33 protein-coding genes are annotated in these 25591 nt (G+C 67.6%); 8 read left to right on the top strand and 25 right to left on the bottom strand.

Going from position 1 to position 25591, the window contains the following annotated elements; genetic code table 11:
* The first annotated feature begins 12 nt into the window (after positions 1–12).
* Both AC5P9P_RS01030 and AC5P9P_RS01035 read left to right on the top strand, forming a co-directional pair.
* A complete protein-coding gene (locus AC5P9P_RS01030; protein WP_005412490.1) occupies positions 13–222 on the top strand; it encodes a DUF4287 domain-containing protein in 210 nt (69 codons plus the stop codon).
* 110 nt (positions 223–332) lie between these two features.
* Entirely contained in the window at positions 333–1040 is a 708-nt protein-coding gene (locus AC5P9P_RS01035; RefSeq protein ID WP_014036228.1) for a YitT family protein, read from the top strand.
* Positions 1041–1123: 83 nt separating this feature from the next.
* Here AC5P9P_RS01035 and AC5P9P_RS01040 read toward each other — a convergent pair whose 3' ends face one another.
* A complete protein-coding gene (locus tag AC5P9P_RS01040; protein ID WP_495232566.1) occupies positions 1124–1669 on the bottom strand; it encodes a DNA-3-methyladenine glycosylase I in 546 nt (181 codons plus the stop codon).
* Complete coding sequence (locus AC5P9P_RS01045; protein ID WP_495232567.1) at positions 1666–3453, bottom strand: DUF4153 domain-containing protein; 1788 nt, start codon at positions 3451–3453, stop codon at positions 1666–1668. The genes AC5P9P_RS01040 and AC5P9P_RS01045 overlap by 4 nt, the downstream gene beginning before the upstream one ends.
* A gap of 91 nt (positions 3454–3544) precedes the next feature.
* Between AC5P9P_RS01045 and AC5P9P_RS01050 the strand changes: the two genes are divergently transcribed.
* Genes AC5P9P_RS01050 through AC5P9P_RS01060 form a run of 3 tightly spaced genes read left to right on the top strand, consistent with a single transcriptional unit; the run spans position 3545 to position 5564 of the window.
* Complete coding sequence (locus tag AC5P9P_RS01050; RefSeq protein ID WP_005408377.1) at positions 3545–4111, top strand: YqgE/AlgH family protein; 567 nt, start codon at positions 3545–3547, stop codon at positions 4109–4111.
* Positions 4104–4598, top strand: a complete 495-nt coding sequence (gene ruvX / locus AC5P9P_RS01055) for a Holliday junction resolvase RuvX (protein ID WP_005408378.1) — start codon at positions 4104–4106, stop codon at positions 4596–4598. The genes AC5P9P_RS01050 and ruvX overlap by 8 nt, the downstream gene beginning before the upstream one ends.
* A 15-nt stretch (positions 4599–4613) precedes the next feature.
* Positions 4614–5564, top strand: a complete 951-nt coding sequence (locus AC5P9P_RS01060) for an aspartate carbamoyltransferase catalytic subunit (RefSeq protein ID WP_049403275.1) — start codon at positions 4614–4616, stop codon at positions 5562–5564.
* 93 nt (positions 5565–5657) lie between these two features.
* On the opposite strand, the gene AC5P9P_RS01065 is transcribed toward AC5P9P_RS01060, so the two are convergent.
* From AC5P9P_RS01065 to AC5P9P_RS01145, 17 genes are all read right to left on the bottom strand, one after another.
* Positions 5658–6149, bottom strand: coding sequence for an REP-associated tyrosine transposase (locus AC5P9P_RS01065; RefSeq protein WP_033834837.1), 492 nt, complete (start codon positions 6147–6149; stop codon positions 5658–5660).
* A gap of 137 nt (positions 6150–6286) precedes the next feature.
* On the bottom strand, positions 6287–7084 hold the full coding sequence (locus AC5P9P_RS01070; protein ID WP_033834838.1) for a carboxylesterase family protein: 798 nt from the start codon (positions 7082–7084) through the stop codon (positions 6287–6289).
* Between the two features lie 70 nt (positions 7085–7154).
* On the bottom strand, positions 7155–7421 hold the full coding sequence (locus AC5P9P_RS01075) for a hypothetical protein (protein WP_033834839.1): 267 nt from the start codon (positions 7419–7421) through the stop codon (positions 7155–7157).
* Between the two features lie 62 nt (positions 7422–7483).
* Entirely contained in the window at positions 7484–8845 is a 1362-nt protein-coding gene (gene mgtE / locus AC5P9P_RS01080; protein WP_008266103.1) for a magnesium transporter, read from the bottom strand.
* Positions 8846–9109: 264 nt separating this feature from the next.
* Positions 9110–10879, bottom strand: coding sequence for a phosphoenolpyruvate--protein phosphotransferase (ptsP, locus tag AC5P9P_RS01085; RefSeq protein WP_049430201.1), 1770 nt, complete (start codon positions 10877–10879; stop codon positions 9110–9112).
* 2 nt (positions 10880–10881) lie between these two features.
* A complete protein-coding gene (locus AC5P9P_RS01090) occupies positions 10882–11151 on the bottom strand; it encodes an HPr family phosphocarrier protein (protein WP_005408385.1) in 270 nt (89 codons plus the stop codon).
* The gene (locus AC5P9P_RS01095) at positions 11144–11536 is read right to left on the bottom strand and encodes a PTS sugar transporter subunit IIA (protein WP_005408386.1); all 393 of its coding nucleotides are present in this window, start codon (positions 11534–11536) and stop codon (positions 11144–11146) included. The genes AC5P9P_RS01090 and AC5P9P_RS01095 overlap by 8 nt, the downstream gene beginning before the upstream one ends.
* A 434-nt stretch (positions 11537–11970) precedes the next feature.
* Positions 11971–12855 (bottom strand): RNase adapter RapZ, encoded by an 885-nt coding sequence (rapZ, locus tag AC5P9P_RS01100; RefSeq protein ID WP_033835540.1) that lies wholly within the window; start codon positions 12853–12855, stop codon positions 11971–11973.
* A 27-nt stretch (positions 12856–12882) separates the two neighbouring features.
* Positions 12883–13833 carry an HPr(Ser) kinase/phosphatase gene (gene hprK, locus AC5P9P_RS01105; RefSeq protein ID WP_005408388.1) on the bottom strand — a complete coding sequence of 317 codons (951 nt, stop codon included), beginning with the start codon at positions 13831–13833 and terminating at the stop codon, positions 12883–12885.
* The gene (locus AC5P9P_RS01110) at positions 13830–14282 is read right to left on the bottom strand and encodes a PTS sugar transporter subunit IIA (protein WP_033835541.1); all 453 of its coding nucleotides are present in this window, start codon (positions 14280–14282) and stop codon (positions 13830–13832) included. Before AC5P9P_RS01110 ends, hprK begins: the two co-directional genes overlap by 4 nt.
* Positions 14283–14303: 21 nt before the next feature.
* The gene (gene hpf / locus AC5P9P_RS01115; protein WP_004147311.1) at positions 14304–14621 is read right to left on the bottom strand and encodes a ribosome hibernation-promoting factor, HPF/YfiA family; all 318 of its coding nucleotides are present in this window, start codon (positions 14619–14621) and stop codon (positions 14304–14306) included.
* A gap of 58 nt (positions 14622–14679) precedes the next feature.
* The gene (locus AC5P9P_RS01120; RefSeq protein WP_033835542.1) at positions 14680–16101 is read right to left on the bottom strand and encodes an RNA polymerase factor sigma-54; all 1422 of its coding nucleotides are present in this window, start codon (positions 16099–16101) and stop codon (positions 14680–14682) included.
* A 39-nt stretch (positions 16102–16140) separates the two neighbouring features.
* Positions 16141–16860, bottom strand: a complete 720-nt coding sequence (gene lptB, locus AC5P9P_RS01125; protein WP_005408391.1) for an LPS export ABC transporter ATP-binding protein — start codon at positions 16858–16860, stop codon at positions 16141–16143.
* Positions 16860–17411 (bottom strand): lipopolysaccharide transport periplasmic protein LptA, encoded by a 552-nt coding sequence (gene lptA / locus AC5P9P_RS01130; protein ID WP_005408392.1) that lies wholly within the window; start codon positions 17409–17411, stop codon positions 16860–16862. The genes lptB and lptA overlap by 1 nt, the downstream gene beginning before the upstream one ends.
* Positions 17412–17514: 103 nt before the next feature.
* Entirely contained in the window at positions 17515–18090 is a 576-nt protein-coding gene (gene lptC / locus AC5P9P_RS01135; protein ID WP_012479345.1) for an LPS export ABC transporter periplasmic protein LptC, read from the bottom strand.
* Positions 18087–18635 (bottom strand): KdsC family phosphatase, encoded by a 549-nt coding sequence (locus AC5P9P_RS01140; RefSeq protein WP_005408394.1) that lies wholly within the window; start codon positions 18633–18635, stop codon positions 18087–18089. The genes lptC and AC5P9P_RS01140 overlap by 4 nt, the downstream gene beginning before the upstream one ends.
* A gap of 66 nt (positions 18636–18701) precedes the next feature.
* Positions 18702–19703 (bottom strand): KpsF/GutQ family sugar-phosphate isomerase, encoded by a 1002-nt coding sequence (locus AC5P9P_RS01145; protein ID WP_033835544.1) that lies wholly within the window; start codon positions 19701–19703, stop codon positions 18702–18704.
* 54 nt (positions 19704–19757) lie between these two features.
* Here AC5P9P_RS01145 and AC5P9P_RS01150 point away from each other — a divergent pair, with 54 nt between their 5' ends.
* From AC5P9P_RS01150 to AC5P9P_RS01160, 3 genes are read left to right on the top strand one after another with little or no spacing between them, the layout of a single operon-like run.
* Complete coding sequence (locus tag AC5P9P_RS01150) at positions 19758–19988, top strand: BolA family protein (RefSeq protein WP_005408396.1); 231 nt, start codon at positions 19758–19760, stop codon at positions 19986–19988.
* A gap of 21 nt (positions 19989–20009) precedes the next feature.
* Positions 20010–21281, top strand: a complete 1272-nt coding sequence (gene murA / locus AC5P9P_RS01155; protein WP_005408397.1) for a UDP-N-acetylglucosamine 1-carboxyvinyltransferase — start codon at positions 20010–20012, stop codon at positions 21279–21281.
* The gene (locus AC5P9P_RS01160) at positions 21278–21595 is read left to right on the top strand and encodes a hypothetical protein (protein WP_005408398.1); all 318 of its coding nucleotides are present in this window, start codon (positions 21278–21280) and stop codon (positions 21593–21595) included. Before murA ends, AC5P9P_RS01160 begins: the two co-directional genes overlap by 4 nt.
* A gap of 139 nt (positions 21596–21734) precedes the next feature.
* Here the strand turns inward: AC5P9P_RS01160 and AC5P9P_RS01165 are convergent, their stop codons facing one another.
* The 6 genes from AC5P9P_RS01165 to AC5P9P_RS01190 all read right to left on the bottom strand — a co-directional run bounded on the left by AC5P9P_RS01165 (position 21735) and on the right by AC5P9P_RS01190 (position 25577).
* Complete coding sequence (locus tag AC5P9P_RS01165; RefSeq protein ID WP_005408399.1) at positions 21735–22418, bottom strand: DUF3108 domain-containing protein; 684 nt, start codon at positions 22416–22418, stop codon at positions 21735–21737.
* A 2-nt stretch (positions 22419–22420) separates the two neighbouring features.
* Entirely contained in the window at positions 22421–23242 is an 822-nt protein-coding gene (locus AC5P9P_RS01170) for a DUF3108 domain-containing protein (RefSeq protein ID WP_005412504.1), read from the bottom strand.
* A 67-nt stretch (positions 23243–23309) separates the two neighbouring features.
* Positions 23310–23969, bottom strand: coding sequence for a phosphoribosylglycinamide formyltransferase (purN, locus tag AC5P9P_RS01175; RefSeq protein WP_049403274.1), 660 nt, complete (start codon positions 23967–23969; stop codon positions 23310–23312).
* Positions 23966–24628 carry a DUF2238 domain-containing protein gene (locus AC5P9P_RS01180; RefSeq protein ID WP_049403273.1) on the bottom strand — a complete coding sequence of 221 codons (663 nt, stop codon included), beginning with the start codon at positions 24626–24628 and terminating at the stop codon, positions 23966–23968. The genes purN and AC5P9P_RS01180 overlap by 4 nt, the downstream gene beginning before the upstream one ends.
* Positions 24629–24669: 41 nt before the next feature.
* On the bottom strand, positions 24670–25092 hold the full coding sequence (locus AC5P9P_RS01185; protein WP_033835547.1) for a hypothetical protein: 423 nt from the start codon (positions 25090–25092) through the stop codon (positions 24670–24672).
* Complete coding sequence (locus tag AC5P9P_RS01190) at positions 25089–25577, bottom strand: hypothetical protein (RefSeq protein WP_005408404.1); 489 nt, start codon at positions 25575–25577, stop codon at positions 25089–25091. The genes AC5P9P_RS01185 and AC5P9P_RS01190 overlap by 4 nt, the downstream gene beginning before the upstream one ends.
* Between the last annotated feature and the right edge of the window lie 14 nt (positions 25578–25591).

The raw sequence follows: 25591 nt of genomic DNA on the forward strand, positions 1-25591 counted from the left end.
AGGAGCTTCCGCATGAGCACTGAAAAGCCCAAAGGCCCGGCCTCGTATTTCCCCTCCATCGAGAAGACCTACGGGCAGCCGGTGGCGCACTGGTTCGGGCTGCTGGCCGGGAAGAAGGGCCTGAAACACATGGAACTGGTCAGCTTCCTGAAAAGTGAGCATGGGCTGGGCCATGGCCATGCCAACGCGCTGGTGGCGCACCATCTGGCCGGCAAGGGCTGAGCAGCGGCGGGCAGGAGATAGCGCGGGACGCATTCAGCTGAACGATTTCATCTGCAACTGTCATGCAGATCGTGTCTAATACCGCTCCCCACCTGCTGTTCCCCACCCGTATGTCCCTTCCCTCCCATGGCCCCGCGCCGTGCGACGACGCTGACGGCCACCTGGTCACCGCCGGTCCGCTGACCCCGCCGCCCGACAGCGCCGGCACCACCGCCGACGAAAAAGCGCTGCGCCACTCGATCGCCGAGGACGTGCAGGGCATGGTGCTGGCCACGATGGTGGCCTCGCTGGGCCTGGCCATCTTCGCCAAGGGCGGGCTGATGATCGGCGGCATGGCGGGCATGGCGTTCCTGCTGCACTACGCGATGGGCTGGAACTTCGGCCTGGTGTTCGTGCTGGTCAACCTGCCGTTCTACTGGGTGGCGCTGCGGCGCATGGGCTGGGAATTCACCCTGAAGACCTTCGCTGCGGTCACCGCCTGTGGCGTGCTGACCGACCTGCTGCCGCGCTGGATCGACTTCTCGCACATCAACCCGCTGTATTCGGCGATCGTCGGCGGTGCGTTGTCCGGCCTGGGCATCCTGTTCTTCATCCGCCATCGTGCCAGTCTCGGCGGCATCGGCATCCTGGCGGTGTACCTGCAGCGCACCCGTGGCTGGAGCGCGGGCAAGGTGCAGATGTCCTACGACGCCTGCCTGATGGTGGCCGCGTTCTTCGTGTTGTCGCCGTCGAAGGTGCTGTACTCGGCCATCGGCGCGGTGGTGCTCAGCCTGGTGCTGATGTTCAACCACCGCCCCGGCCGCTACATGGGCGTGTGACCGTTCAACGGGGTTGCCGGCCAGCGGCCGGCACTACCGGAACCCACGCGTAGTAACGCCGGGCCATGCCCGGCGGATATCCATCAGCGGGCGGCGGACTTCAGCCACGGCGGCGACAGCGTCAGCAGTCGCGCATGCACCGGGCAGTCCTCGGCATGCGCACCGGGCAGGTAGCCCAGGCTCATCAGGAACTCGCCGGTGATCTCGCCGCCGGTGAAGCGGAAGGTCTTCTTGAACAGCTTCACCCAGTCGGCCTTGCTGCGCGGGTGGTGCGCATCCAGCCACGACGCGAAGCTGCCGTGGCTGGCCCGCAGCTGCTGGATCACCTGCGCGTTGTGGATCGCCGCCAGCACCTTCAGCCGGTTGCGGATGATGCCCGCGTCCGACAGCAGGCGCTCGATGTCCTGCTCGGCGTACGCCGCCACGCGGTCCACATCGAAGCCGTCATAGGCCGTGCGGAAGCCCTCGCGCTTCTTCAGGATCGTTTCCCAGCTCAGGCCGGCCTGGTTGATCTCCAGCACCAGCCGTTCGAACAGCTCGCGCTCGTCACGCTCCGGGAAGCCGTACTCGTTGGCGTGGTAGTAGTCGTGCACCGGATGGCCCGGGGCGATGAGGCAGTAGCCGCTCATGGGGAAGGCTCGTTGGATTTGGGTTCGGGATCGATGGCCAGCGCAGGGTGTCCGCCGATGGACAGCATCGGCCAGCGCGGTGGCACGAGCGTGAGTTTGCCGTCACGCAGGGCCTGGTTGATCGTCTCGGCCTGGCCGCTGACGGTGCCGAACAGCGAACCGGCCCGGCGCCAGTGGGCATCCCTGCCACGTGCGTACAGCACGCAGTCCGGCCCACGGTGGGTGTAAAGCTCGCACAGCAGCACTTCGCCGGTGCCATCGCCGTCCAGGTCGCGATGCACGATCAGGCAGTCGCGCTCGCTCTGGGCGCAGGATTCGCCATCGATCGCGCGCGTGGCCAGTGCCTGCCACCAATCGTCCGGTGGTGAGCTGGATCCCTTGGCCAGCTTCAGCGCGCGCTGCAGGGCCACGACGTCCTGCGGCCCCTTGTCGAGGCGGTGGCCGTCATCCCAGCGCGAGGTACGTGCCAGCGCGGCAGCGATCACCTGTGGCGCGTTGGCATCGGCGGTGATGGCTGGATCACGCTGCAGCTCGCGCAGCGCCCGCACGCCGCGGTGGCCAAGATCGAAGCGCAGCACGTTGACGTCACTGCTGGTGATCGCGGGCGGGTCCGCACGCAGGCGCGCCAGCTGGCTGGACAGGGTCAGCCGCACCGGGTCCAGCAGCGGCGAGGTGCCCAGCAATGCCAGTGCCAGCACCGCCCAGCACATCCAGCGGTTGACCGGCTCCAGCATCTGCAACCAGCGGCGCTGCCGGCGCAGCACCGCCAGCGCGTAGCCCACGGCATAGCCGGCCACGGCCACTGCGACGAGTACCGCCCAGAACCGGTCCACGGTCCAGCCGTACTGCACCACGCGCAGCCCCAGTGCGTACAGCGCCAGTGCGGCGTAGACCGGCAGCGCCAGCAGGCTGGCTTCAACCAGCCGGCGCAGCAGCAGCGGGTAGGGGGCGCTGTCTTCCCCCTGCTGGTGGACCGCATTGGTGAACGTCACCAGCAGCAGCGACAGCACCAGCAGCAGGCCGGCGGCCGAGCGGGTCCTCCACAACGGTTCCAGCCCGGTAAGCGGCAGGCTCAGCACGAACAATACGGCGATGAACGAGAGCAGCGGCAACAGCCCACGGCAGATCGCGAACAGCACCTGGCGGGTGATCTGGATGGCGCGGTGCTGGGTGCGCCCGATCAGTACGCCGAACCCGGCCAGGCTGCCGGTGGCCAGTGCGATGAACGCGTCCTGCCGGAACAGGTCGCGGAAGACGGTCACGTCGAGCAGCTGGAACAGCGCCGACCACAGCCACAACAGCAGCCAGGTCAACCCGGTGAACAGTGCCGCCAAGGCCAGGGTCAAACCATTCTGCCAGGCGCGCTCGAACAGCTCGGGGTAACTGGCACGCCAGTGCCCGTGCTGCAGCTGGAACTGCCACCAGGGCAGGACCACGAACACCGCCACGGCGATGCCCAGGGTCAACGGAAGCTGCAGCGCGCTCGACTCCAGCGCGGTCTCGCCATTGAGGTTCCAGCCGATCCAGGCGGCCAGCGCCAGCACCACCGTCGAGCCGAGCACGGCCTGCAGCCACAGGCGGCGCTGGCCCAGCTCCACCAGGCTCAGCGCCACCGCGCTGGGAATGGCCAGCACCCAGGCGTACCAGCAGTAGCGCCAGCCGATATCGCGGAACGGCCACGCGTCGGACAGTTCCTGCGCGGCATACAGCATCAGGCCCTGCAGCAGGGCAAGCAGGACGATGGCGCTGCGTGCCGGCAGGGTCAGGGGCGTTGAAGACTGCATCGATGACCTTCCATGGCAAAGCACTATCCTAGCCCATCGCTGTTCGACGCCATCGCGCGACCATCCCGCCCCCAGCAGGTAGAATAGGACCATGCCTGTAACGCCGACCTCCCTCGCCGATCACCTGCTCGTCGCGCTGCCGTCGCTGCTCGACGCGACCTTCGCCCGCAGCGTCGCGCTGATCTGCCAGCACGACGAGAACGGGGCGATGGGCGTGCTGGTCAACCAGCCTTCCGAGTACACGCTGGGTGAAGTGCTTGCACAGATGGACATCACCACCGGTGATGGCGACCTGCAGGCGCGCATGGTGCTCAACGGCGGCCCGGTGCATCCCGAGCGCGGCTTCGTCATCCATGACGACGCGCGGGCGTGGGATTCCAGCCTGACCGTGGGCGACGGCTTGTACCTGACCACCTCGCGCGACATCCTCGAAGCGATGGCGCGCGGCGAAGGCCCGGCCAATGCCGTGGTCACCCTCGGCTGTGCCGGTTGGGGCGCAGGGCAGCTGGAAAGCGAGCTGTCCGAGAACAGCTGGCTGACCGTGCCGGCCGATGCCGAGCTGGTGTTCCAGCTGCCGCTGGAGCAGCGCTGGCAGGGTGCGGCCTCGCGCATCGGCGTGGACCTGTTCCGGCTGACCGACTACAGCGGCCATGTCTGAGCCCATCACGCCCGCGCCGGATTCTGCTGCCCCGGCGATCCGCCGTGATGGCACCGTTCTGGGTTTCGATGTCGGCTCGCGACGGATCGGCGTGGCCATCGGCAGTGCCTTCGCCGCGCATGCGCGCGCGGTGGCCGTGGTCGATGTGCACGGCAACGGCCCGGACTGGACCGCGATCGAACGCCTGCTCAAGGAATGGAAGCCCGACGGCCTGGTGGTCGGCGACCCGCTGACCCTGGACGGCCAGGACCAGCCCAACCGCAAGCGCGCGCAGGGCTTCGCCCGCCAGCTGCGGGAGCGCTTCAAGCTGCCGGTGGTGATGATCGACGAGCGTTCCAGTTCGGTCGAGGCCGCACGCCGCTTCGCCGTCGAGCGCGCCGAAGGGCGCAAGCGCCGCCGTGATGCGGCTGCCCTCGATGCCGTCGCCGCAGCGGTGATCATTGATCGCTGGCTGTCGTCGCCGGACGACGCCACCCCCATTCCCTGACTGCCCGACACCGCCATGACCGCCCAGCAAATCGATGCCTCCGGACGCCTGCGCCACCTGCTGACCCTGGAGGGCCTGCCGCGCGAAACGCTGCTGCAGCTGCTCGACCGCGCAGGGCAGATCCGCGATGCCGCAGTCGGCCGCGTCGGCAACAAGCGCCACGTGCTGGCCGGTTCGGCGGTGTGCACGCTGTTCTTCGAACCGTCCACGCGCACCCGCAGTTCGTTCCAGCTGGCCGCGCAGCGGCTGGGGGCGGACGTGCTGAATTTCGACGCCTCGACGTCCTCTACCCGCAAGGGTGAGACCGCCTGCGACACGCTTCGCAACCTGGAAGCGATGGGCGTGCGCGGCTTCGTGGTGCGCCACCCCGATGACGGCGCCGTGGCCGCACTGGCCGATGCGGCAGGCGAGGGCACCGCGCTGATCAATGCCGGTGACGGCCGCAGTTCGCACCCGACCCAGGGCCTGCTGGACATGCTGACCCTGCGCCAGGCCAAGGGCCCGGATTTCTCGAAGCTGAAAGTCGTGATCGTCGGCGACGTGAAGCACTCGCGCGTGGCCCGTACCGACCTGCATGCGCTGCGCACGCTGGGCGTGGGTGAGATCCGCGTATGTGGCCCGCAGTCGCTGCTGCCGGACGACGAGACCCTGAAGGGCTGCGTGGTCGGCGATGATTTCGACGCGATGCTGGAAGGCGTCGATGCGCTGATGATGCTGCGCCTGCAGCGCGAGCGCATGGAAGAAGGTCTGGTGCCGTCGCTGGAGCAGTACCATGCGCAGTACGGCCTGACCAACAAACGCCTGGCGCGCGCGGGCAAGGATGCCGCGGTGCTGCACCCGGGCCCGATCAACCGCGGCGTGGAAGTGACCGACGAGGTGGCCGACGGCTCGCAGTCGTGGGTGCTGCGCCAGGTCGCCAACGGCGTCGCCGTGCGCATGGCCGTGCTGGAAACCCTGCTGGGCTGACCACCCGGGTGAGGTAGGTGTCAACCTTGGTTGACACACTCACCGCCCGGTTCGTGCGCGCACTGTTTTGGTAGATGCCAACCTTGGTTGGCACTATCCACCGGTGCTAATGTCATCGGGCAGATCACATGACGCCCCAAGCTCCCATTCGCACCATGCATGCGGATATTGCCCAAGCCGCGTCGTCAGCCCAGCCCTGATCGGATTTCCCATCAGGTACATCGCATGCCGGTGCAACGATTCGTCAGAGCGGATCGCATGATCGTGATAGCAGGCCTGCCAGAAGCGCCCTACTCGCCCCAGCAGCCGGTTTGCCTGCCGGGCTGTGCGCGACTTGAAACGCTTCATGACGGTTTCCAGCGTTCCCGCACGTAGTTCGACCAGCCAGTGGATGTGGTCGGGCATGACCACGTAGGCAATCGAGCGGGTGAAGCCCTCCTGATCCAGTCGCTGGAATTCGCGGACTGCCAAGGCGGCCGCTGCGGCGTCGGTGAAGAGCGGCGCGCGTTCATGGACGACGGTGGTGAGGATATAGCTGAGGCCGACGCTGGAGCGACGGCCGAGCAGGAGACGGGTGTTCTGCATGGAGGAAGCATGGACGGGCCTGCTTCCAGTGAACATCGGGGAATGGCTTGGTTTCAGGTAGGCCAGTGCCAACCAAGGTTGGCGACTACCAGAGCAGTCAATGCCAACCAAGGTTGGCAGCTACCAGAAGCTGCGGTTCAGCGCTTCTGCGCGAACAGCCATTCCCACATTGCCGGGTCGGCGTAGGTGGCGTCCCAGGCATTGTGGTTGCCTTCCGGGTATTCGGTGTAGCGCACGTCGCGTGCGGCGGCGCGCTGGAACGCGGCATGCAGTCTGCGGTCGTCGTCCGGCGGCACCACGTCATCCAGTGCGCCGTGGAAGATCCAGATCGGCGTGTGCTGCAGGCGCTGGGCAATCACCGCGTACGGGTCCGCTTCGTGCGCGACCTGCTCGACGAACAGGGTCGGGCGTACCGCACGCGGGGCGAGCACCGCGCCGCACACGGGGACGATCGCGGCAAAGCGGCGTGGGTCATCCAATGCGATGTTCCAGCTGCCATAGCCGCCCATCGACATGCCGGTCAGGTATTGCCGCGCCGGGTCGGCGCCGAATTCGGCGATCGTCGCGTCCAGCGCGGCCACTGCCGCACGGTTGTTGCGGCCGCTCCATTCCTCGTGGCCCGGTACCTGCGGGAACACCACCAGGGCGGGGAAATCGGGATGCGCGCGCAGGTAAGGCCCCAGCCCGGCGTGGGTCTGCTTGACGCCATCGGCGCCGCGCTCGCCCGAGCCGTGCAGGAACAGGACGACCGGAAGGTGGGTGGGAGCGGCGGCCTGCACGCCGGCCGGAATGAACACCTGGTAGTACGCCGTTTGCCCGTCCACCTTCACCGCACGTGCTTCGAAGCGGCCACGCGCGCTGTCCGGCAGCGAAGTGCAACCGCTCATCATCAGAAGGGCCAGCAGTGGCAGCCAGCGCGACAGCAAACGGACCATGAGATTTTCCGAAGCGGCGAGATCGCCTGCATCGTAGTCCGCCGACGTCGGCCCGGCATCGTGCGCCGCGTCACTGCGGGCGCGGGAAGCTGGCGATGATCTCCAACTGCTCCTGCGCCTCGGTATTGCCTTCGGCGGCGGCGGCCTGCACCTGCGCAATGTCCGGGTGCAGGACCACCAGCAGTGGGTTCTCGCAGACCGGGCAGTCGTACTCGGTGGCGTCCTCGTCAAGTTCCATTTCCATGGCACGCGAGCTGCCCTTCCATTCGCAGGCCGGGCAGGTGTGCTGCTGGTCGCGCCAGCCGGGCTGGAAGTAGTTTTCGATTGTCGTTGCCATGGGGGGATCCAGTTGGGATCGGGTCAGAGCGCCGCGCAGCGGGGATCCGACCCGCGAGACGGTCAGTGCAGCAGCACCAGGGTGGCCAGGCCGAGGAAGGTGAAGAAGCCCATCGAATCGGTCACGGCGGTCAGGAAGATGCCGCTGGCCAGCGCCGGGTCGAAGCCGAAGCGCTTCAGCGTCAACGGCACCAGCACGCCGGCCAACGCAGCAAACAACAGGTTGCAGGTCAACGCGATGGCGATCACTGCCGACAACCCGGGCGAGTGGAACCAGGCGAGCACGATCAGGCCCAGCACCGAACCCAGCATCACGCCGTTCAACAGCGCGACCCGTACTTCCTTCCACAGCAGGGTGCGGGCGTTGGAGGCGCCCACCTGGCCCAGCGCCAGGCCGCGCACCATCAGTGCCAGCACCTGGGTACCGGCGTTGCCGCCGAGGCCGGCGACGATCGGCATCAGCACCGCCAGCGCCACCAGTTTGTCGATGGTGCCTTCGAAGTGGCCGACCACGCTGGAGGCCAGGAAGGCCGTGCACAGGTTCACCGACAGCCACATCAGGCGGCGGCGCATCGCGCGCCAGACCGGGCTGAACAGATCTTCGTCCTCGTCCAGACCGGCGGCGCCCAGCGCCTGGTGCTCGGCCTGGCCGCGGATGATGTCGACCACGTCATCGATGGTGATGCGACCGATCAGGATGTTGTTGTCATCCACCACTGGCGCGGAGATCCAGTCATGGTCGGAGAACTGGCGGGCGACTTCCTGGTCGCTCTCGCCGACGTCGATGGCTGGCTGCTCGTCGTCGATCAGGCGATTGATCGGGGTGGTGTCCTCGTGGGTCACCAGTGCCGCCAGCGACACGCGGCCGAGGTACTGATGGCGGCGGCTGACCACGAACAGGTGGTCGGTGTGGTCGGGCAGTTCACCGCGCAGGCGCAGGTAGCGCAGCACGACGTCGACATTGACGTCGGCGCGCACGGTCACAACGTCCGGATTCATCAGGCGACCGGCGCTGTCCTCGGGATAGGACAGGACCTGTTCCAGGCGCTCGCGGTTCTCGCGGTCCATCGACTTGAGGACTTCGTCGATGACCGTGTCCGGCAGGTCTTCGACCAGGTCGGCCAGATCGTCGATGTCCAGGTCTTCGACCGCGGCGATGATCTCGTCCGGGTCCATGTCCGCGAGCAGGCTTTCGCGCACGTCCTCGCCGACGTGGACCAGCACCTCGCCGTCGTCTTCAGGATCGACCAGGCCCCACACCACCTCGCGCTTGCCCGGCGGCAGTGATTCAAGCAGGTTGCCGATCTCGGCCGGGGCCAGGGTGTTGACCAGGCGACGTACCGGGCCCAGCCGGCCGCTGTCCAGTGCATCGGACAGCATCCGCAGTTGGCGCGCAGTCTTGTCGTGGCGTACAGCTTCAGCCATCGCAGCTCCCGCGGGATAAGAAAAGCCGCGATCCCGGCAAGGATGCGGCAACAGGGGTGTTCAGCGCGTCATTATCGCAAGGCGATGTTTCACCGGATACCCCGCTGGCCTGCGGCCACCGGGGTCCACGCATTCAACCTTATCCCCCGCCTGTCGGCGCGCCCCTTGAACAACAAGGGGCTGCTTCTGCGGATCGAATCTGGGTCGGGCCAGCGGTTCCACATGTTCCGCCGGGCCATGCCAGGCGAGCGCGTAGCGCGCAAATCAGGACGCGTCCGCCACCAGCGCCAGCCAGCGTTCGATGGCGCGTCGGTCGCGCGCGGCCAGCAGCTTCGGCGCGCGCGCGCGCAGCGCACCCAGATCGGCTTCGCGTATCGCGCGGCGTACCTCCAGCAACGTACCCGGGTGCAGGCTGAACTCGCTCAGGCCCAGCGCCAGCAGCAGCGGGGTCATCCGGGCATCACCGGCCATCTCGCCGCAGACCGCCACCGGGATGCGGTGACGCGCGCCGGTCTCGATCACCATCTGCAGCAGCCGCAGCACGGCCGGGTGCAGCGGTGAATACAACTCGCCCAGCGCCTCGTTGTTGCGGTCGGCAGCCAGCAGGTACTGCACCAGATCGTTGGTGCCGATCGACAGGAAATCGACCAGGTCGATGAAGCTCTCCAGAGCCAGCGCAGCGGCTGGGACTTCGATCATCGCGCCCAGCGGTACGTGGTCGGACACCATGTGCCCTTCGCCGCGCAGCTGTTCGGTCAGTTTGAGCATGCGACGGCGCACGGCCAGCAGCTCCTCGCGGGTGCTGACCATCGGCACCAGTACGCGCAGCTTGCCGTATGCAGACGCGCGCAGGATCGCGCGCAGCTGGGTGTCGGCCACTTTCGGCCGTGCCAGCGACAGGCGCACCCCGCGCAGGCCGAGTGCAGGGTTCTCTTCGTTGCTCAGGGTCAGGCCGGTACGGTCGGCCTTGTCCGCGCCCAGGTCCAGCGTGCGTATGGTGACCGGCCGCCCGCTCATGCCCAGCGCGGCATCGCGGTAGGTCTGGAACTGCTCTTCTTCGTCCGGCAGCTCATTGCGCTGCAGGAACAGGAATTCGGTGCGGTACAGGCCGAGCCCCTGCGCGCCCAGTGCATGCGCCTGGGTCACGTCTTCCAGCGATTCGGCATTGGCCAGCAGGGCAATGTCGACCTGGTCGCGGGTACGGCTGGGCTTGCTGCGCAGGCGGCCGAGCTCGCGCTGCTCGCGCGCATGTTCCTTCAGCCGGACGCGGTAGTCCCGCAGGTTGTCGGCCTGCGGGTTGACGGTGATGCTGCCGTCGGCGCCATCGATGATCAGCACATCGCCATCGGCGATGCGGCTGAGCAGCTGCGGCACGTTGACGATCAGGGGCAGGTGCAGGCTGCGCGCCAGGATCGCGCTGTGCGACAGCGCGCTGCCGGCGGCCGTGACGATGCCGACTACGCCCTGTGCCTGCAGCTGCGCCAGCTCGGAGGGCGCGATGTTGTCACAGACCAGGATCTCGCCGGCCAGGCCTTTCACTGCCGACGGCCGTTCGGGTTGCAGGAAGGCGTGGATGCGCCCGATCACATGGTCGAGATCGTCCATGCGGCTCTTCAGATAGGCATCGTCCATGCCATCGAAGACCTTGGCCAGGCGGTCGCGCTGCAGGCGCAAGGCATAGCCGGCGCTGTACGGGCCACTGCGGATCAGCTCGTCCAGGCCGTACAGCAGCTCGGGGTCGTCCAGCAGCAGCGCGTGCAGGTCGAGGAACTCGCCCACTTCCTGGTTCAGGGCGCCATGCAGGCGCTGGCGCAGCTCGTGCATTTCCGTACGCGCGGCATCCAGCGCCCGGTGCAGGCGCGCCAGTTCGGCCTCGACCTGGTGGGCGGCCACGCGCTGCTCGGCCACCTCCAGCGCATGCGGCAGTCGCACGCGTGCCCGGCCCATCGCCGTTCCGCGCGCGGCGCCGTGGCCGGCCAGCAGCTGTACCGGCCGTTGGCCGGAAGGGACCTGGCTGGCGCGTGCGCGTGGCACGCTCAGCTGTCCTCGTCGAAACGGCGTTCGAACAGGCCGACCACCGCCTCCATCGCGGCGGCTTCGTCCTCGCCGTTGATCCGCACGGTGACCGGGGTGCCTTGGCCGGCGGCCAGCAGCATCACGCCCATGATGCTCTTGGCGTTGATCTCACGGCCTTTGGCGGCCATGGTCACGTTGCAGCGGAACGGCGCCAGGGTCTGCACCAGCTTGGCGGTGGCCCGGGCATGCAGGCCCAGGCGGTTGCTGACTGTGAGTTCTCGTTCAAGCATCGTCGACTATCGCTCCATTACGGGTACCCGCCGCGGCTGTGGCGGGCAGTTGATCCAGTCCCTGTTCCGGATAATTCATCACCCGCAGCAACATCGGCAGGCTCAGCGCCGACACCCGGCGAACCGGGGTCCCCAGCCGGGCCAGCTGCCCGGCAAGGTTGGCGGGGCTGGCGCCGTACAGGTCGGTCAGGATCAGCACACCATCACCCCCGTCAACCCGCCGCAGGGCGGCCGAGGCGAGCGGGAGCAGGGCGTCCAGGTCTGCGTCGAACGGTACTTCGAAAGCTTCGGTTTTCAGCGGCAACTGCCGCAGGAGCCGGGTCGCCACGTCAAGCAGGGCGGTCCCGACCCCGGGATGTGTTACGAGGAGAATGCCACAGGTCATTACTGCACGTTAACAGGTCAAGGTGAATTGGCGATAGCAGCAGGAGAGGGGCACTGTGTCCCGTATTCAGCGTTGCTCGCGCGGGAACCCTTTTTCGTTGGAAAAGAGCTCCGACTCCATCCTTTTTTCGATGCCTGACAGCGATTCATCCACGCATGGCGTGGATCTACCGTGTCGACCAAGGTCGACACCTACCAACAGCAGCACACACCGCCGTCCCGACAGATCGCGGGAATCTGTCGAAGGCGGGGCGGGTCAGCAAGCGGGGGCGTGAGCCGCATGGATGCGGCGACCGAGCTTACAGGGACGTACTTGCAGCGTCCCCCGCTTGCTGACCCGCCCCGCCACCCACGGAATGCCGCTTCTGCTGTTGCTGTTGCCGGCCAGCGGCCGGCACTATCGGCGGGTGCCGGGCGCAGCCCGGCCGACCCCCCTCAATCCTGTTCGCGGTGGTACGTCGCCACGTCTTCCCAGCCCATCTCGCGGGCATGCCGGGCCAGGCGCTCGGCCAGGAACACCGACCGGTGCTTGCCGCCGGTGCAGCCGAACGCCACTGTCACATAGCTGCGGGTGCCATCACCCAGCTTCGGCAGCCAGGTATCGAGGAAGTCCATCAGCTGGGCCAGGTAGCGCTGCACGTCCGGCTGCGCTTCCAGGTAGTCGCGTACACCCGGTTCGCGACCGCTGAGCGCGCGCAGGTCCGGGTCCCAGTGCGGATTGGGCAGCACCCGCGCATCGAACACGAAGTCCGCCTCGGCCGGCACGCCGCGCTTGTAGGCGAACGATTCGAACAGCAGCGACAGGCCGGTGGCATGGTCCATCGTGAACTCGGTGATGATCCGCCGCCGCAGCTGATGCACGTTGAGGCTGCTGGTGTCGATCACCGCATCGGCCTCGCGGCGCAGCGGTGCGGTCAACTCGCGTTCGCGGGCGATGGCTTCAGGCAGCGACAGGCCCAGCTGGCTCAGCGGATGGCGGCGGCGGGTGTCGGCGTAGCGCTTGAGCAGCGTCTCGTCGCTGGCCTCGAAGAACAGCACCTTCACGTCCACGCCGGCGTCGGCCGCCAGCTGCCGCCAGTCGCCCAGCTGGCTCAGGTCGGCCTGGCCGCGAACGTCGATGCCTACGGCCAGACGCCGTGGTGCGCTGCCGTCGTGGTTGGTCAACAGGCTGCGCACGAAGTCGGGCAGCAGATTGATCGGCAGGTTGTCCGAGCAGTAGTAATCCTGGTCCTCGAAGGTCTTCAGGGCGACGGATTTACCCGAGCCGGACAGGCCGCTGACGATGATCAGGGTCGGGGCGGAGGGGGTGACGGTGCTCATGGACAGGCTCTTCGAAGGGCAGGGAAATCAGGGTGTTCGCCGTTCCAGCAGGTTGCTGTGACGGGCGATGAACATGGCTGCCGGGTCGATGCCCTTGGTGCGCAGGATGTGCAGGCGGGTGGCCGCCTCGGTCAGCACGGCCAGGTTGCGGCCGGGCATCACCGGCAGGGTGATCAGCGGTACGTCCAGGTCCAGCACATGGCGGGTGCCCGAATCGCCGGTCAGGCGCTCGTAGCCATGCGGGGTGGGTTCGGTCATCGGCTTGGTCAGGTGGACGATCAGCCGAAGGTACTTGTTCTTCTTTACAGCCGTGTCGCCGAACATCTCGCGCACGTTCAACACGCCCAGGCCGCGCACTTCCAGCAGGTCCTGCAGCAGCTCCGGGCAGGTGCCATCGAGTACATCGGGTGCGATCTGGGTGAATTCGGGGGCATCGTCGGCCACCAGGCGATGGCCACGGCTGAGCAGTTCCAGCGCCAGTTCGCTCTTGCCGGATCCCGCTTCGCCGGTGATCAGCACGCCGATGGAATAGATCTCCATGAACACGCCATGCAGGATCACCCGCGGCGCCAGCGTCCGCGCCAGGTGGTAGGACAGGTGGTTGAGCAGTTCGTGGCCGCGCTTGGGCGACAGCCACAATGGCGTGCCGGATTCGTCCGCGGCAGCGCGCAGGTCTTCCGGGCAGGCCTGGTTGCGGGTCAGCACCAGCGCCAGCGGGTGCGACTGCATGATCTTTTCGATGGTCTCCCAACGCTGGCGCGGTTCCAGCGCATCCAGCCAGGACAGTTCCTCGGTGCCCAGGATCTGCACCTTGTTGGGATAGATGGCATTGAGGTAGCCGGCCAGCGAGGGGCGCCGCGAGACCGTGTTGCCGGCCTCCAGCTCGCGCTTCTCGCCGGACTTGCCGGCAGCCCAGCGCAGTCCCAGCCGCTCGCGCTGCTGTTCGAACAGTTCACGGGCGGTGATGCTGGTATTCATGCGGCACTCGCAGGTGGGGTCATGTCCAGCGCCTTGCGCAGCGCCCGGGCATCGCCCGCTTCGCGCAGGGCCTGGCGGATGTCCGGCGCCGAGAACAGCTCGGCCAGCTCGGACAGCAGCATCAGGTGCTGGTGGGTGTAGTGGGCGGGGACGGCCATCGCGAACACCAGGTCCACCGGCTCCTCGCCACCGAAATCGACCGGGGTGGCCAACCGCAGCAGAGCGCCGCGGGGGCGGTCCAGGGTTGGCGCGCGGCCGTGGGGAATGGCGATGCCGTGGCCGATGGCGGTGCTGCCCAGCGCTTCGCGCTGGCACAGGTTCAGATAGATCTGTTCGGCGTTGGCTTGGCGGCAGGCCAGCAACCCGGCGGCGGCCTGCAGGACGCTGTCACGGTCGGTGGCCGTGCAGAGCTGGGTCTGCACGGCCGCCAGGAGGTCAGTCAGGGGCATGTCTGCGGGGAACGGTGGCGATCAGCCACCATTGTCGCCCACCGGCAGCGGTGCGTGCTGCTGTTTTTTCTCCTTGTGCTTGATCACCAGACGGTCAAGCTTGTCCGCAAGCAGGTCGATCGCGGCATACATGGTCTGGGCATTGGCCTCGGCGTGCAGGGTCTGGCCGGGAATGTTGAGGCTGGCGTCGACGTGGTGTTCGGTCTTCTGCAGCTTGAGGGTCACCCGCGCTTCGCAGTGCTGGTCGAAGTGCTTTCCGATCCGGGCCAGCTTCTCCTCAACATAGGACTGCAGGGCCGGGGTGACTTCGACATCTTTGCCAAACGTTTCGATGCGCATCGGGTTTCTCCTGTGTTCGGATGTGCCAATGAACCTCTCCGCCGGGCGCGGCGGCGCGTCAAGCGATTCTGACCCTTTCGTGCGAGGCGGAAATGTTCATGGCTTCACGATACTTCGCCACGGTGCGTCGCGCTACTGGAATTCCCGACGATTTGAGCAGGTCAGCCAGCTTGGCGTCAGAAAGCGGCTTGCGCGGGTTCTCGTCGTCGATCAGGCGCCGGATCATCGCCTGGATGGCGGTGCTGGACGCCTCGCCACCGCTCTCGGTATCGATGCCCGAGGCGAAGAAGGCGCGCAGCGGCAGGGTGCCTCGCGGGGTACGCACGTGCTTGCGGGCGATCGCGCGCGAGACCGTGGATTCGTGCAGGCCGAGCTCGGCGGCGATCTCGCGCAGGGTCAGTGGACGCAGCGCCTGCTCGCCGAATTCGAGGAAGCCGGCCTGCTGCAGGATCAGGCTGCGCACGACGCGCAGCAGGGTGTCACCACGCTGCTGCAGCCCTTTCAGCAGCCAGCGCGCTTCCTGCAGCTGGGCACGCAGGTAGCCGGCATCGGCGTCGCCACAACGTCGGATCAGCTGTTCGTAGCCGCGGTGGATCACCACCTTCGGCCCGGCATGCGCGGCCAGCGCTGCGCGCCATACGCCGTTCTGCCGCCACACCACCACATCCGGCACCACGTAGGTGTCCTGCGACAGCGGCGCGATCTGCGTGCCCGGGCGCGGGTCCAGCGAGCGCAGCAGCGCCACGGCAGTCTCGACCTCGTCCAGCGGCAGCTTCAACTCATGGGCGAGCCCGGCGACGCCGCTGCGCGGCAAACGTTCCAAGGGTCCTGCGGCAATCTGTCGCGCCAGAAGCAGGCCGGGCGTGTCGCCGGCCAGCACATCCAGCTGCAGCAGCAGGCATTCGCCCAGCGTGCGTGCGGCCACACCCACCGGATCGAAGCGCTGGATGCGATGCAGCACGGCGAGGATCTCGTCATCGTCGGCGTGGATCGCCGGCAACAGGGTTTCAGCGATGGTGGCCAGCGGTTCGCGCAGGTAACCGTCGTCGTCCAGTGCATCGATCAGTGCGGCACCGATGCTGCGATCACGCGAGGACAGATGCGACAGATGCAGCTGCCACAGCAGATGGTCGGCCAGTGTTTCGGTTTCGGCTACGCGCTCGGCAGCGCTGCCATTGTCGTCGTCATCATCGAAGCTGCCACCGCTGCCGGTCGTCGTCCAGTCCAGTTCGGTCGGCGCCCAGTCGTCGCCCTCATCGCTGCGCTCTGCAGGCGCTTCGTTGTCGTTGCCATCGCTGCCTTCATTGGCGGCGCTGCTGTCGTTGCTGTCGGCCCAGTCCAGCAGTGGGTTGCTTTCCACTGCCTGCGCGATCTCCAGCTCCAGTTCGGTGGCCGACATCTGCAGCAGCTTGATCGCCTGCTGCAACTGGGGCGTGAGCACCAGTTGCTGTCCCAACGATGTCTGCAGCCGAGTCTTCATGCCTGTGCCGAAAGGAAGGAAAGGGCCCCGGCGACTGCTTCACAGCTTGAAGGAATCCCCGAGGTAGACGCGGCGTACATCGGCGTTGTCCAGGATCGCCTCCGGCGAACCCTGGGCCAGCACGCTGCCCTCGGCGAGGATATACGCGCGGTCGCAGATACCCAAGGTCTCGCGCACGTTGTGGTCGGTGATCAGCACGCCGATACCACGCTGCTTGAGGTGGGTGACGATGCGCTGGATCTCGCCGACCGAAATCGGGTCGACACCGGCGAACGGTTCGTCGAGCAGGATCAGGCGCGGTTGTGCGGCCAGTGCGCGGGCGATCTCGCAGCGGCGGCGTTCGCCACCGGACAGGCTGGCGCCGAGCTGGTCGGCGACATGGCCCAGCTGCAGTTCGTCGAGCAGGCCGTTCAATTCGCGCTCGCGGCCGGCCGAGTCCAGGTCCTCGCGCAGTTCCAGCACCAGGCGGATGTTGTCGGCCACGGTAAGCTTGCGAAACACCGACGGTTCCTGCGGCAGGTAGCCCACCCCCTGCTTGGCGCGGGTGTACATCGGGTCGCCGGTGATGTCCTTGCCGTCGAGCACGATGCTGCCGGCATCGGCGGCCACCAGACCGACGATCATGTAGAAACAGGTGGTCTTGCCGGCACCGTTGGGGCCGAGCAGGCCGACCACTTCACCCGCATCGAGGGTCAGCCCGAAGTCCTTGACCACTTCGCGCTGCTTGTACTTTTTGCGCAGGCCCTTGGCGACGAGCATTACTTCCTGCTCCCGGCCGGCTGTGCCGGCGTGGTGGCCTTGGGCTGTGCCGCAGGCGCGGCCGGGGTCTTGTTCTTCGGCGGGATGACGGTACGCACGCGGCTGCCGTCACCACCGGAGTTCATCTCGCCGGTGCGGGTGTTGTAGACCATGCGCTGGCCGGCATTGGTGCCGCGCGCGCTGGTGACCTTGTAGTTGCCGGTCAGGGTGATGATCTCGGTCTTGATGTCGTAGTCGATGCGATCAGCAAGCGCATCCATCCAGGTGCCGTCATCAAGCTGCTGCTTCATCTTGGCCTGCTTGCCGGTGAAGACCACGCGCACGGCCTCGCCGTCCTTGAGGTAGATCTCGGCCTCGGACGAACGCAGGTCCAGCGTGCCCTGGGTGATGATCACGCCCTGCGACAGCACGGTCTTGCCGTCGCCGGTGAGCATGCCGGACTGGGCGCCGGAATCGATGTGCATGTCTTCGTTGCGGTCGGTGGACTTGGCGAAGGCGGCGCTGGGGACAAGAAGACCGAGCGCGAGTACGGCGGCAAAGGGAATCTTCATCGGGGTCCGTTCTACCGGTGGGGGCCTGCCGGGCGGGCCGGGGGCGGAGGGTGGGGCTGCCGGCCCTGCGCCTGTCCGGAGACGTCGCGGGCTGGCGGCGGAATCAGCGTCTGGGCGTGTAACGGCCCTTGGACTGGCTGAGGAAATGATACGTGTTGTTCTTCGAATCCACTTCGAAGCCGACGCCGGACTGTTCCATGCCCGGGCGGGTCATGGTCACCAGGGCGTCGGTACGGGCGCGGTTCTCCTTCGGGAACACGTCCAGGTGGTCGGTGCGGAAGGTGGTCGGCACCACGCCCGGGCCCGCCGGGCTGTCGCCGGCAACCTTGCCGCGCAGCTTCATCTCGTCGCCCTTGGCGCTGAGCCAGCCGGTCTCGGCACGCAGCGTCCAGTGCTTGCCATCCTTGTCCGGCATCTCGAACAGCGGGGTGGCAATGTTGATGGTCTGGTCGCCGCGCTGGCGCTCCAGCCGCGGTGCGCGCAGGGTGGTCGATTCCTTGCCGTGCTCATCCAGGGCGACGATCTGGAAGTCATGCAGGATGTAATCCACACCGATTTCCTGGCCCCCCGTGGCTGGACCCTTGTCGCGGTTGCGCAGCGCCGCCCAGCTGCTCAGCAGGGCGGCCAGCAGCAGGCTGATGCCGAGCACGGTGCGCCAGTTCAAGGTGGGCAGGTTCATGCGCCAAACCTCGCCAGCACCGCATCCGCGCGGCCCTGGGCGGCCAGCAGGATGTCGCACAGCTCGCGCGCGGCGCCACGGCCACCCTCGGCGCGGGTCTGCCAATGCACGCGTTCGGCGATCCACGGATGGGCATTGGCCGGGGCCACCGCAAGGCCGACCGCACCCAGCGGCGCCAGATCGGGCAGGTCATCGCCCATGAACGCCACCTGTTCCAGGCCGATCCCGTGCTGCGCACACAGCGCCTGCACGCTGGCCAGCTTGTCGCCCACGGCGATCTGGGTGTCGATGCCGAGGTCGGCGCCGCGCTTGAGCGCGGACTGGCTGTTGCGCGCGGTGATCAGCACGGGGTGGATACCGTGCTGCTGCAGCAGTTTCAGGCCCAGGCCATCCTGCACGAAGTACGCCTTGCTCTCGTTGCCGTCCTTGTCGTAGTACAGCCGACCGTCGGTGAGGGTGCCGTCCACGTCGAAGCAGGCCAGGCGGATCTGGGCCGCAGCGGCATGCAGGTGGGCAGGGAAGGCGGGCAGGGGGGACCAGGGCATCAGGGCGGCAGGCTCGTTATGGGCGGGTGCGGCGTTACAGACTGAATGGGGTCTACGGACTGTCGGTTAAACCACCCGGGCCCGCAACAGGTCATGAATGTTCAGCGCGCCAACCGCGCGGCCCTGGCCATCAACCACGATCAGGCCGGTGATCTTGTGGGTCTCCATCAGGCGGGCGGCCTCGACCGCCAGCTGGTCGGCGCCGATGGTGCGCGGGTTGCGGGTCATCACGTCGGCGATCTTCGCCGTGCGCACATCCAGCGCGCTGTCCAGCGCACGGCGCAGGTCGCCGTCGGTGAACAGCCCGATCAGCACGCCGTCGGCGTCAACCACGGCGGTCATGCCCAGCCGCTTGCGGCTCATTTCCACCAGCGCCTCGCTGAGGCTGGCGTCGGCGCCCACGCTGGGCAGGTCGTCGCCGGTGTGCATGACGTCGGTGATGTGCAGCAGCAGGCGACGGCCGAGGCTGCCGGCCGGGTGCGAGCGGGCGAAGTCATCGGCGGTGAAGCCACGTGCATCGAGCAGGGCCACGGCCAGTGCATCGCCCATCGCCAGCGAGGCGGTGGTGCTGGAAGTGGGTGCCAGCGCCAGCGGGCAGGCCTCGGCCGGCACGCTCACGTCCAGATGGATGTCGGCGGCGGTGGCCAGGCTGGACTGCGGGCGGCCGGTCATGGAGATCAGCAGGTTGCCCTGGCGCTTGAGCACCGGCAGCAGCATCAGCACCTCGTCCGATTCGCCCGAGTAGGACAGGGCCAGCACGACGTCGTCCTCGGTGATCATGCCCAGGTCGCCGTGGCCGGCTTCACCGGGGTGCACGTAGAACGCCGGCGTACCGGTAGAGGCCAGGGTGGCGGCGATCTTGCGCGCGATATGCCCGGACTTGCCCATGCCGGTGGCAACCACCCGCCCGCGGCTGGCCAGGATCGCCTGGCAGGCCTGCTGGAAGGCCTCGCCGAGGCGGTCGGCCACGGCATCCAGGGCCTGCCGCTCGATCTCGAACACGCGGCGGCCACTGGCAACCAGGCCGGCAGGGTCGACGGAACGGGGGGGCAACAGGGATTCGGCCATGCGGACGCCACGCAGCGGAAGTAGAATGGACCCACATTTTATTAGGAAAGCCCGTTGGACGCCGACACCATCCGCAATCTGATCGAAACCGGCCTGCCCGGCGCCCGCGCCGACGTGCAGGGCGACGATGGCGTGCATTTCGAAGCGACCGTGGTCTGCGAGGCCTTTGCCGGCAAGATGCCGCTGGCCCGCCACCGCATGGTGTATGCCACCCTGGGCGACCTGATGGGCGGCGCGATCCACGCGCTGGCGCTGAAAACCGTGACCCCGGCCGAAGCCGGCTGAACCGCAGAAGATCCCGAATACATGGCCAAGATCGTTGTGACCGGCGGCGCTGCGCTGCACGGTGAAGTGAGCATCTCCGGCGCCAAGAACGCCGTCCTCCCCATTCTCTGCGCGACCCTGCTGGCCGATGAGCCGGTGGAGATCACCAACGTGCCGCACCTGCACGACGTGGTCACCACGGTGAAGCTGCTTGGCGAGCTGGGCGCCAAGGTCACCATCGACCAGGGCACGCTGTCGCGCGGCAGCGCGATCGTGGTCGACCCGCGTCCGGTCAACCAGCACGTCGCACCGTATGAGCTGGTCAAGACCATGCGCGCCTCGATCCTGGTGCTGGGCCCGCTGCTGGCCCGCTTCGGCGCCGCCGAAGTGTCGCTGCCGGGCGGCTGCGCGATCGGCTCGCGACCGGTCGACCAGCACATCAAGGGCCTGCAGGCGCTGGGCGCCGAGATCGTGGTCGAGAACGGCTTCATCAAGGCCAGCGCCAAGCGCCTGAAGGGTGGCCACTTCACCTTCGACATGGTCAGCGTCACCGGCACCGAGAACGTGCTGATGGGCGCGGTGCTGGCTGAAGGGACCACCGTCCTCGACAACTGCGCGATGGAACCGGAAGTGACCGACCTGGCGCACTGCCTGATCGCGTTGGGCGCGAAGATCGAAGGCCTGGGCACCGCCCGCCTGGTGATCGAGGGCGTCGAGCGCCTGTCCGGTGGCCGCCACGAAGTGCTGCCCGACCGCATCGAGACCGGCACCTTCCTGGTGGCCGCGGCGATGACCGGTGGCAAGGTCACCGTCAACCGTGCGCGCCCGAACACCATGGACGCGGTGCTGTCCAAGCTGGTCGAGGCCGGTGCGAAGATCGAGACCACCGACGACAGCATCACCCTGGACATGCAGGGCCGGCGGCCGAAGGCGGTCAACCTGACCACCGCGCCGTACCCGGCATTCCCGACCGACATGCAGGCGCAGTTCATGGCACTCAACTGCGTGGCTGACGGCGTGGGCGTGATCAACGAAACGATCTTCGAGAACCGTTTCATGCACGTCAACGAACTGCTGCGCCTGGGCGCGGACATCCAGGTTGAAGGCCACACCGCCATCGTGCGTGGCAGCGAGCACCTGAGCGGCGCACCGGTGATGGCGACCGACCTGCGAGCGTCGGCCTCGCTGATCCTGGCCGGCCTGATGGCCAGCGGCGATACCACCATCGACCGCATCTACCACCTTGATCGTGGCTACGAGAACATCGAAGAGAAGCTGTCTTCGCTCGGCGCCACCATCCGGCGCGTGCCATGATCCTGCGCGGCAAGTTCAGCCCGCGTCGCAAGGCGCTGCTGGCCCTGGTGCTGATCGTGCTGGCGTGGCTGGGCTATGCCTGGTACGCCAACATCGCCATCACCCAGGGCATCGAGCAGAAGGACATGGACTGGAACGGCGACGGCACGGTCACGCGTGACGAGATCATCGAGTCGTTCTATGCGGTCGCGGTGAACGACAGCCAGGACGGCAACCGTCATTGCCGCACCTTTGTCTGGCGCAGCACCGGCGAGCAGATCCGCGTGGACTGCCGCACCGAGTTCAAGCCGGCGGCGGCCGAGGAAAAGAAGTAAGAAAAACGCCCGCGAAAGCGGGCGTTTTCTTTTCGCGGGGCCCTGGGTCGGAGCCCTTTCCATCGGAAAGGGCTCCGACCCCAGCCACACAACCGGGGTCAGAGCCCATCCCCGAGGGGATGGGATCCGACCCCGGCACTCAGTTCATCGCCTTGATGGTCAGGTCCAGCGCATCGCGGCCGCTCTCACGCTGCAGCATGCGCGCCGGCACCGGGAAGTCCGGCACGATCCAGGCGATCAGCTCCTTGTTGCCGTCGGCGCGCGAGACCTTGGTCGCCTCGTAACTCTTGCCGGCCACGGTGATCGATTCCTTGCCGATCACGCGGTAGGTCATGTTCTTGATCCGGCCTTCGTCCACCATGCGATAGGTCAGCGGCTTGCCGGCGGCCAGGTCACGGGCGATCGCCAGGTTGATCAGCAGCGCGTCCATGTCGCCTGCTTTCAGCGCGATGGGGCCCGCACGGTCCGGCTTGATGTCGCCGGTCCAGGTGGCCTGGTTGCTGGTCCAGTTGTAGTTGGCCTGCACGTTGCGCTTCTTCACCAGCAGCGCCGAACGGTCCTGGCTGCTGAGCGGGCGCAGCTGGCCACGCACTTCCTCGAACACCGTGCTCTGGCTGAGGTCGGCCAGCTGGTTCTTCACCTGCAGGCTGTAGCGCCATTTGTTGCTGCCTTCGCTGGCCAGGGTCATGGTGCCGTTGGCCTGCATGCCCATGTAGCTGGCCAGGTAATCCGCCTTGAACGGTTCCAGCGCCATGGCCGGCAGGCTGGCCACGGTCAGGGCAGCGGCTGCGATCCAGGTGAGGGGGCGGGTCAGGGTATTCATGCTCAGACTCCTTGGTATTCGATCAGGCGCAGGTCGACGCGGTCTTCGCCGTCTTCGCGTTGCAGGATGCGCACCGGGGTGGGGACACCGTTGGCGATCCAGAGAATGGTTTCGTTTCTGCCACCGTTGGTCCGGTAGACCCGCAGCGCGTTGTAGGACAGGTCGCCGACCTCGACGTTCTCGGTCTGCGGCGCGGCCTGGTAGTCGTGTTCGCGGACCTTGCCCATGTCCACGTAGCGGTAATGCATGGTGGCGCCCGGACGCGCATCGCGCATGATCGCCAGGTTGATCAGCAGCGCGCTCTGGTCGCCGGCCCGCAGCGGGATCGGCTGCGCGCGCTCCTTCTTGACGTCGCCGGTCCATTGCGCGGTGCCGGCCTGCCAGTTGTAAGTGCCCACGGCCTTCTTGCCCAGGAACAGGCCCTTGCGCACCGTGCTCTGGCTGAGCGGTGCGTAGACGCCACTGCGCTCCTCGAACACCGTGCTCTGCTCGATGTTCAGGCCGAGCACGCTGGCAAAGCCGCGGCGGCCGACCACCTGCATGTCCACGCGCCACTGGCTGCCGCCGGTGTGGGTGACCTGCATGCTGGCATCACCCGCTTCCTTGCCCTTGTAGAAGGCCTGGTAGGTGGCGGTGAACGGCTGCAGCGGCGGCGGCTCCCAGGCCAGTGCCGGCAACAGCGGCACACTGGGCTCGTTCGGTGGCAGCGCAGCGGGTGTGGGCGGCGGGGAAGCCGCAGGCGGCTGCGCCTGGCCCCAGCCCACAGCGGGAAGCACGGCAAGCGACAACAGCAGTGAAGTGGACAGCAGCGTCGTGGTCTTCATGGAGGACAGGAACCGCGGGAGGGGGCAGGATGCCAGCCCCGCAGTCAGCGGGGCGTGTGCAAGAGCGTTACCGGTTCAGGTTTCCGGCGGAATCTAGGGCCAAGGGGCTAAACAGGGGGTGACCGTCCAGCCAGGGCTGACCCTCCCGTTCAGCCAGGCGGCCCTCGCACAGCAGCTGCAGTGTGGCGATCAGCAGCGGATGCTCCACCGCAAGCACGCGTGCGGCCAGCGCCTGCGCGTCATCGCCGGGCCGCACCGGCACGCGGGCCTGCGCCAGCACCGCGCCGGCATCCAGTTCGGGGACCACCAGGTGCACGCTGGCGCCATGCTCGGCGTCACCGGCCTGCAGCGCCCGCGCGTGGGTGTCCAGGCCCTTGTGCAGCGGCAGCAGCGACGGGTGGATGTTGACCAGGCGGCCATCGAAACGCTGCACGAAGGCCGGACCAAGGATGCGCATGTAGCCGGCACAGACGATCCAGTCCGGCTGTACCGCGGCAAGCGCATCGCCGAGCGCCTGCTCGTAGCTGGCGCGGTCGCTGAATTCCTTCGGTGCATGCGCCCAGCGCAGGCCGGCATCGACACGCAGCAGGGCCTCTGCGGCGGGGCGGTCGGAGAACACGCCGACCAACTCGGCCGACAGGCGGCCGCTGCCGATCGCGTCGAGGATGGCCTGCAGGTTGCTGCCGCGGCCCGAGGCGAGCACGGCGATGCGGGTTGGGGCGGTCATTGCAGGGAACTCCGGCGGATCAGAGGCCAGGTCAGCAGGCTGCCGACGGTCGCCATCAGCATGTCGGCATGCGCATCCCACATGTCACCCTGCTGGCCGTTGTAGGCTTCGGCGGCATCCGGCGACAGCGCCAGCGCGATGGCCCATTCGAACCATTCGTAGACCAGGCTGGCACACATCACTGTCATCACCGCCAGGGTGAAGGCCTGGCCCAGGCGCAGCGCCGGCCACGCATGACGGGCCAGCTGCAGCAGTGCGGGGGTGAAGCAGACGCCGAACAGGAAGTGGATGAGGCGGTCGAAATGGTTGCGCTGCCAGCCGAAGGCCGCATTCGGCGACCAGCCGGTCAGCATCTGCGCCCAGGCGTCGTAGGGCACGTTGGAATACAGCCAGCGCGCCGCCACGCAGTGCAGGGCGATGAAGCCGCAGATGGCGATGAAGGCGCCGTTGCCCAGCCAGCCGCCGCGGCGGTCGACCCACAGCAGCGCGGCCAGACCGACCACGGTCAGCGTGCTGTGCAGGGCCTGCTCGGTGGGCCACAGCGGGTGGATCCAGCTGATCGCGAACACCGCCAGTACGGCGGCGAAAGCCCACTTCTTCGGGCCCGGGAAGCGGCGGGTGGTGGGCGAAGCAGACGTCGGGAGGGCAGGCGCGGACATGGGAAATCGATCAGATGAGGACGGGGCGTCTGCCGGCAGGTTCAGGCACTGAGGTGATCACCGCGGTCGAACAGCGCAGCCATCTCCGGCTTGGACAGGAACACCCAGGCATAGGCGGCCAACGCCATGCCCAGTGGTCCAGCCAGCACGCCCAGCCACGCCGCGCGCTGGCACCAGGCCAGCCCGGTGCGATGTGACAGCTGGCGCGCGGTGTGCAGCTGCACGAACCCCAGCACGGCGGCCAGCACGGCGATGGACGCATAGACCGTGGTCAGCATCCAGACATCCTCCAACCCGCGCGACTGGGCCACCCAGCCGCTGAGGCCGAGGAACGCCACTGCGGCGACCCAGTGGAAACCGGCCAGGGCGTAGAACAGCACTCTCAGTGTCTGCAGATGGCTGGTCAGCTGCAGCTGTGCCAGGGTCTGATGCGGCAGCGGCGGCGGATTGCCGGAGGCGGTCATGCGGTCGCGGCGGGAAGGTCGAAGGCGGCCTTGACCTGCGGGCGCAGCAGGGTGATCAGGCTGAACACCCCCAGCACCGTGCCGACCGGCGTGAACAGGCAGGCCAGGCCAGCCGCGATCAGGCACAGCAGATGGCGACGGCGGCGGGACAGGCAGCGGCCGGCATAGGCCACGAACGCGCCCAGCGTGATGCCACCGAACACGACGACGCAGCCGAGAACGGTGAACACCCAGCCCATCAGGCGCTGTTCCTCCAGCGAGGAGGGCTCGCCGCCGGACTTCATCGGCAGGCTGCCGGTCAACGCGGCGATGCCGATCACGATGTGCAGGATGAAGATCAGCGAGAACAGCACGATGAGGCCACCGACCACGTAGTGTGCGATGGCCAGCATGCGCAGGTGGTCGGCATCCTGCGCGCTGAACGGCGGTACCGTCGCCAGCGGCGGCGGCACGGGGGCGGGCGACAAAGGGGGCGTTGCGTCCATGCGGGGCTCCTGGG

The organism is Stenotrophomonas sp. YJH_SMC_14-1 (genome assembly GCF_059372275.1).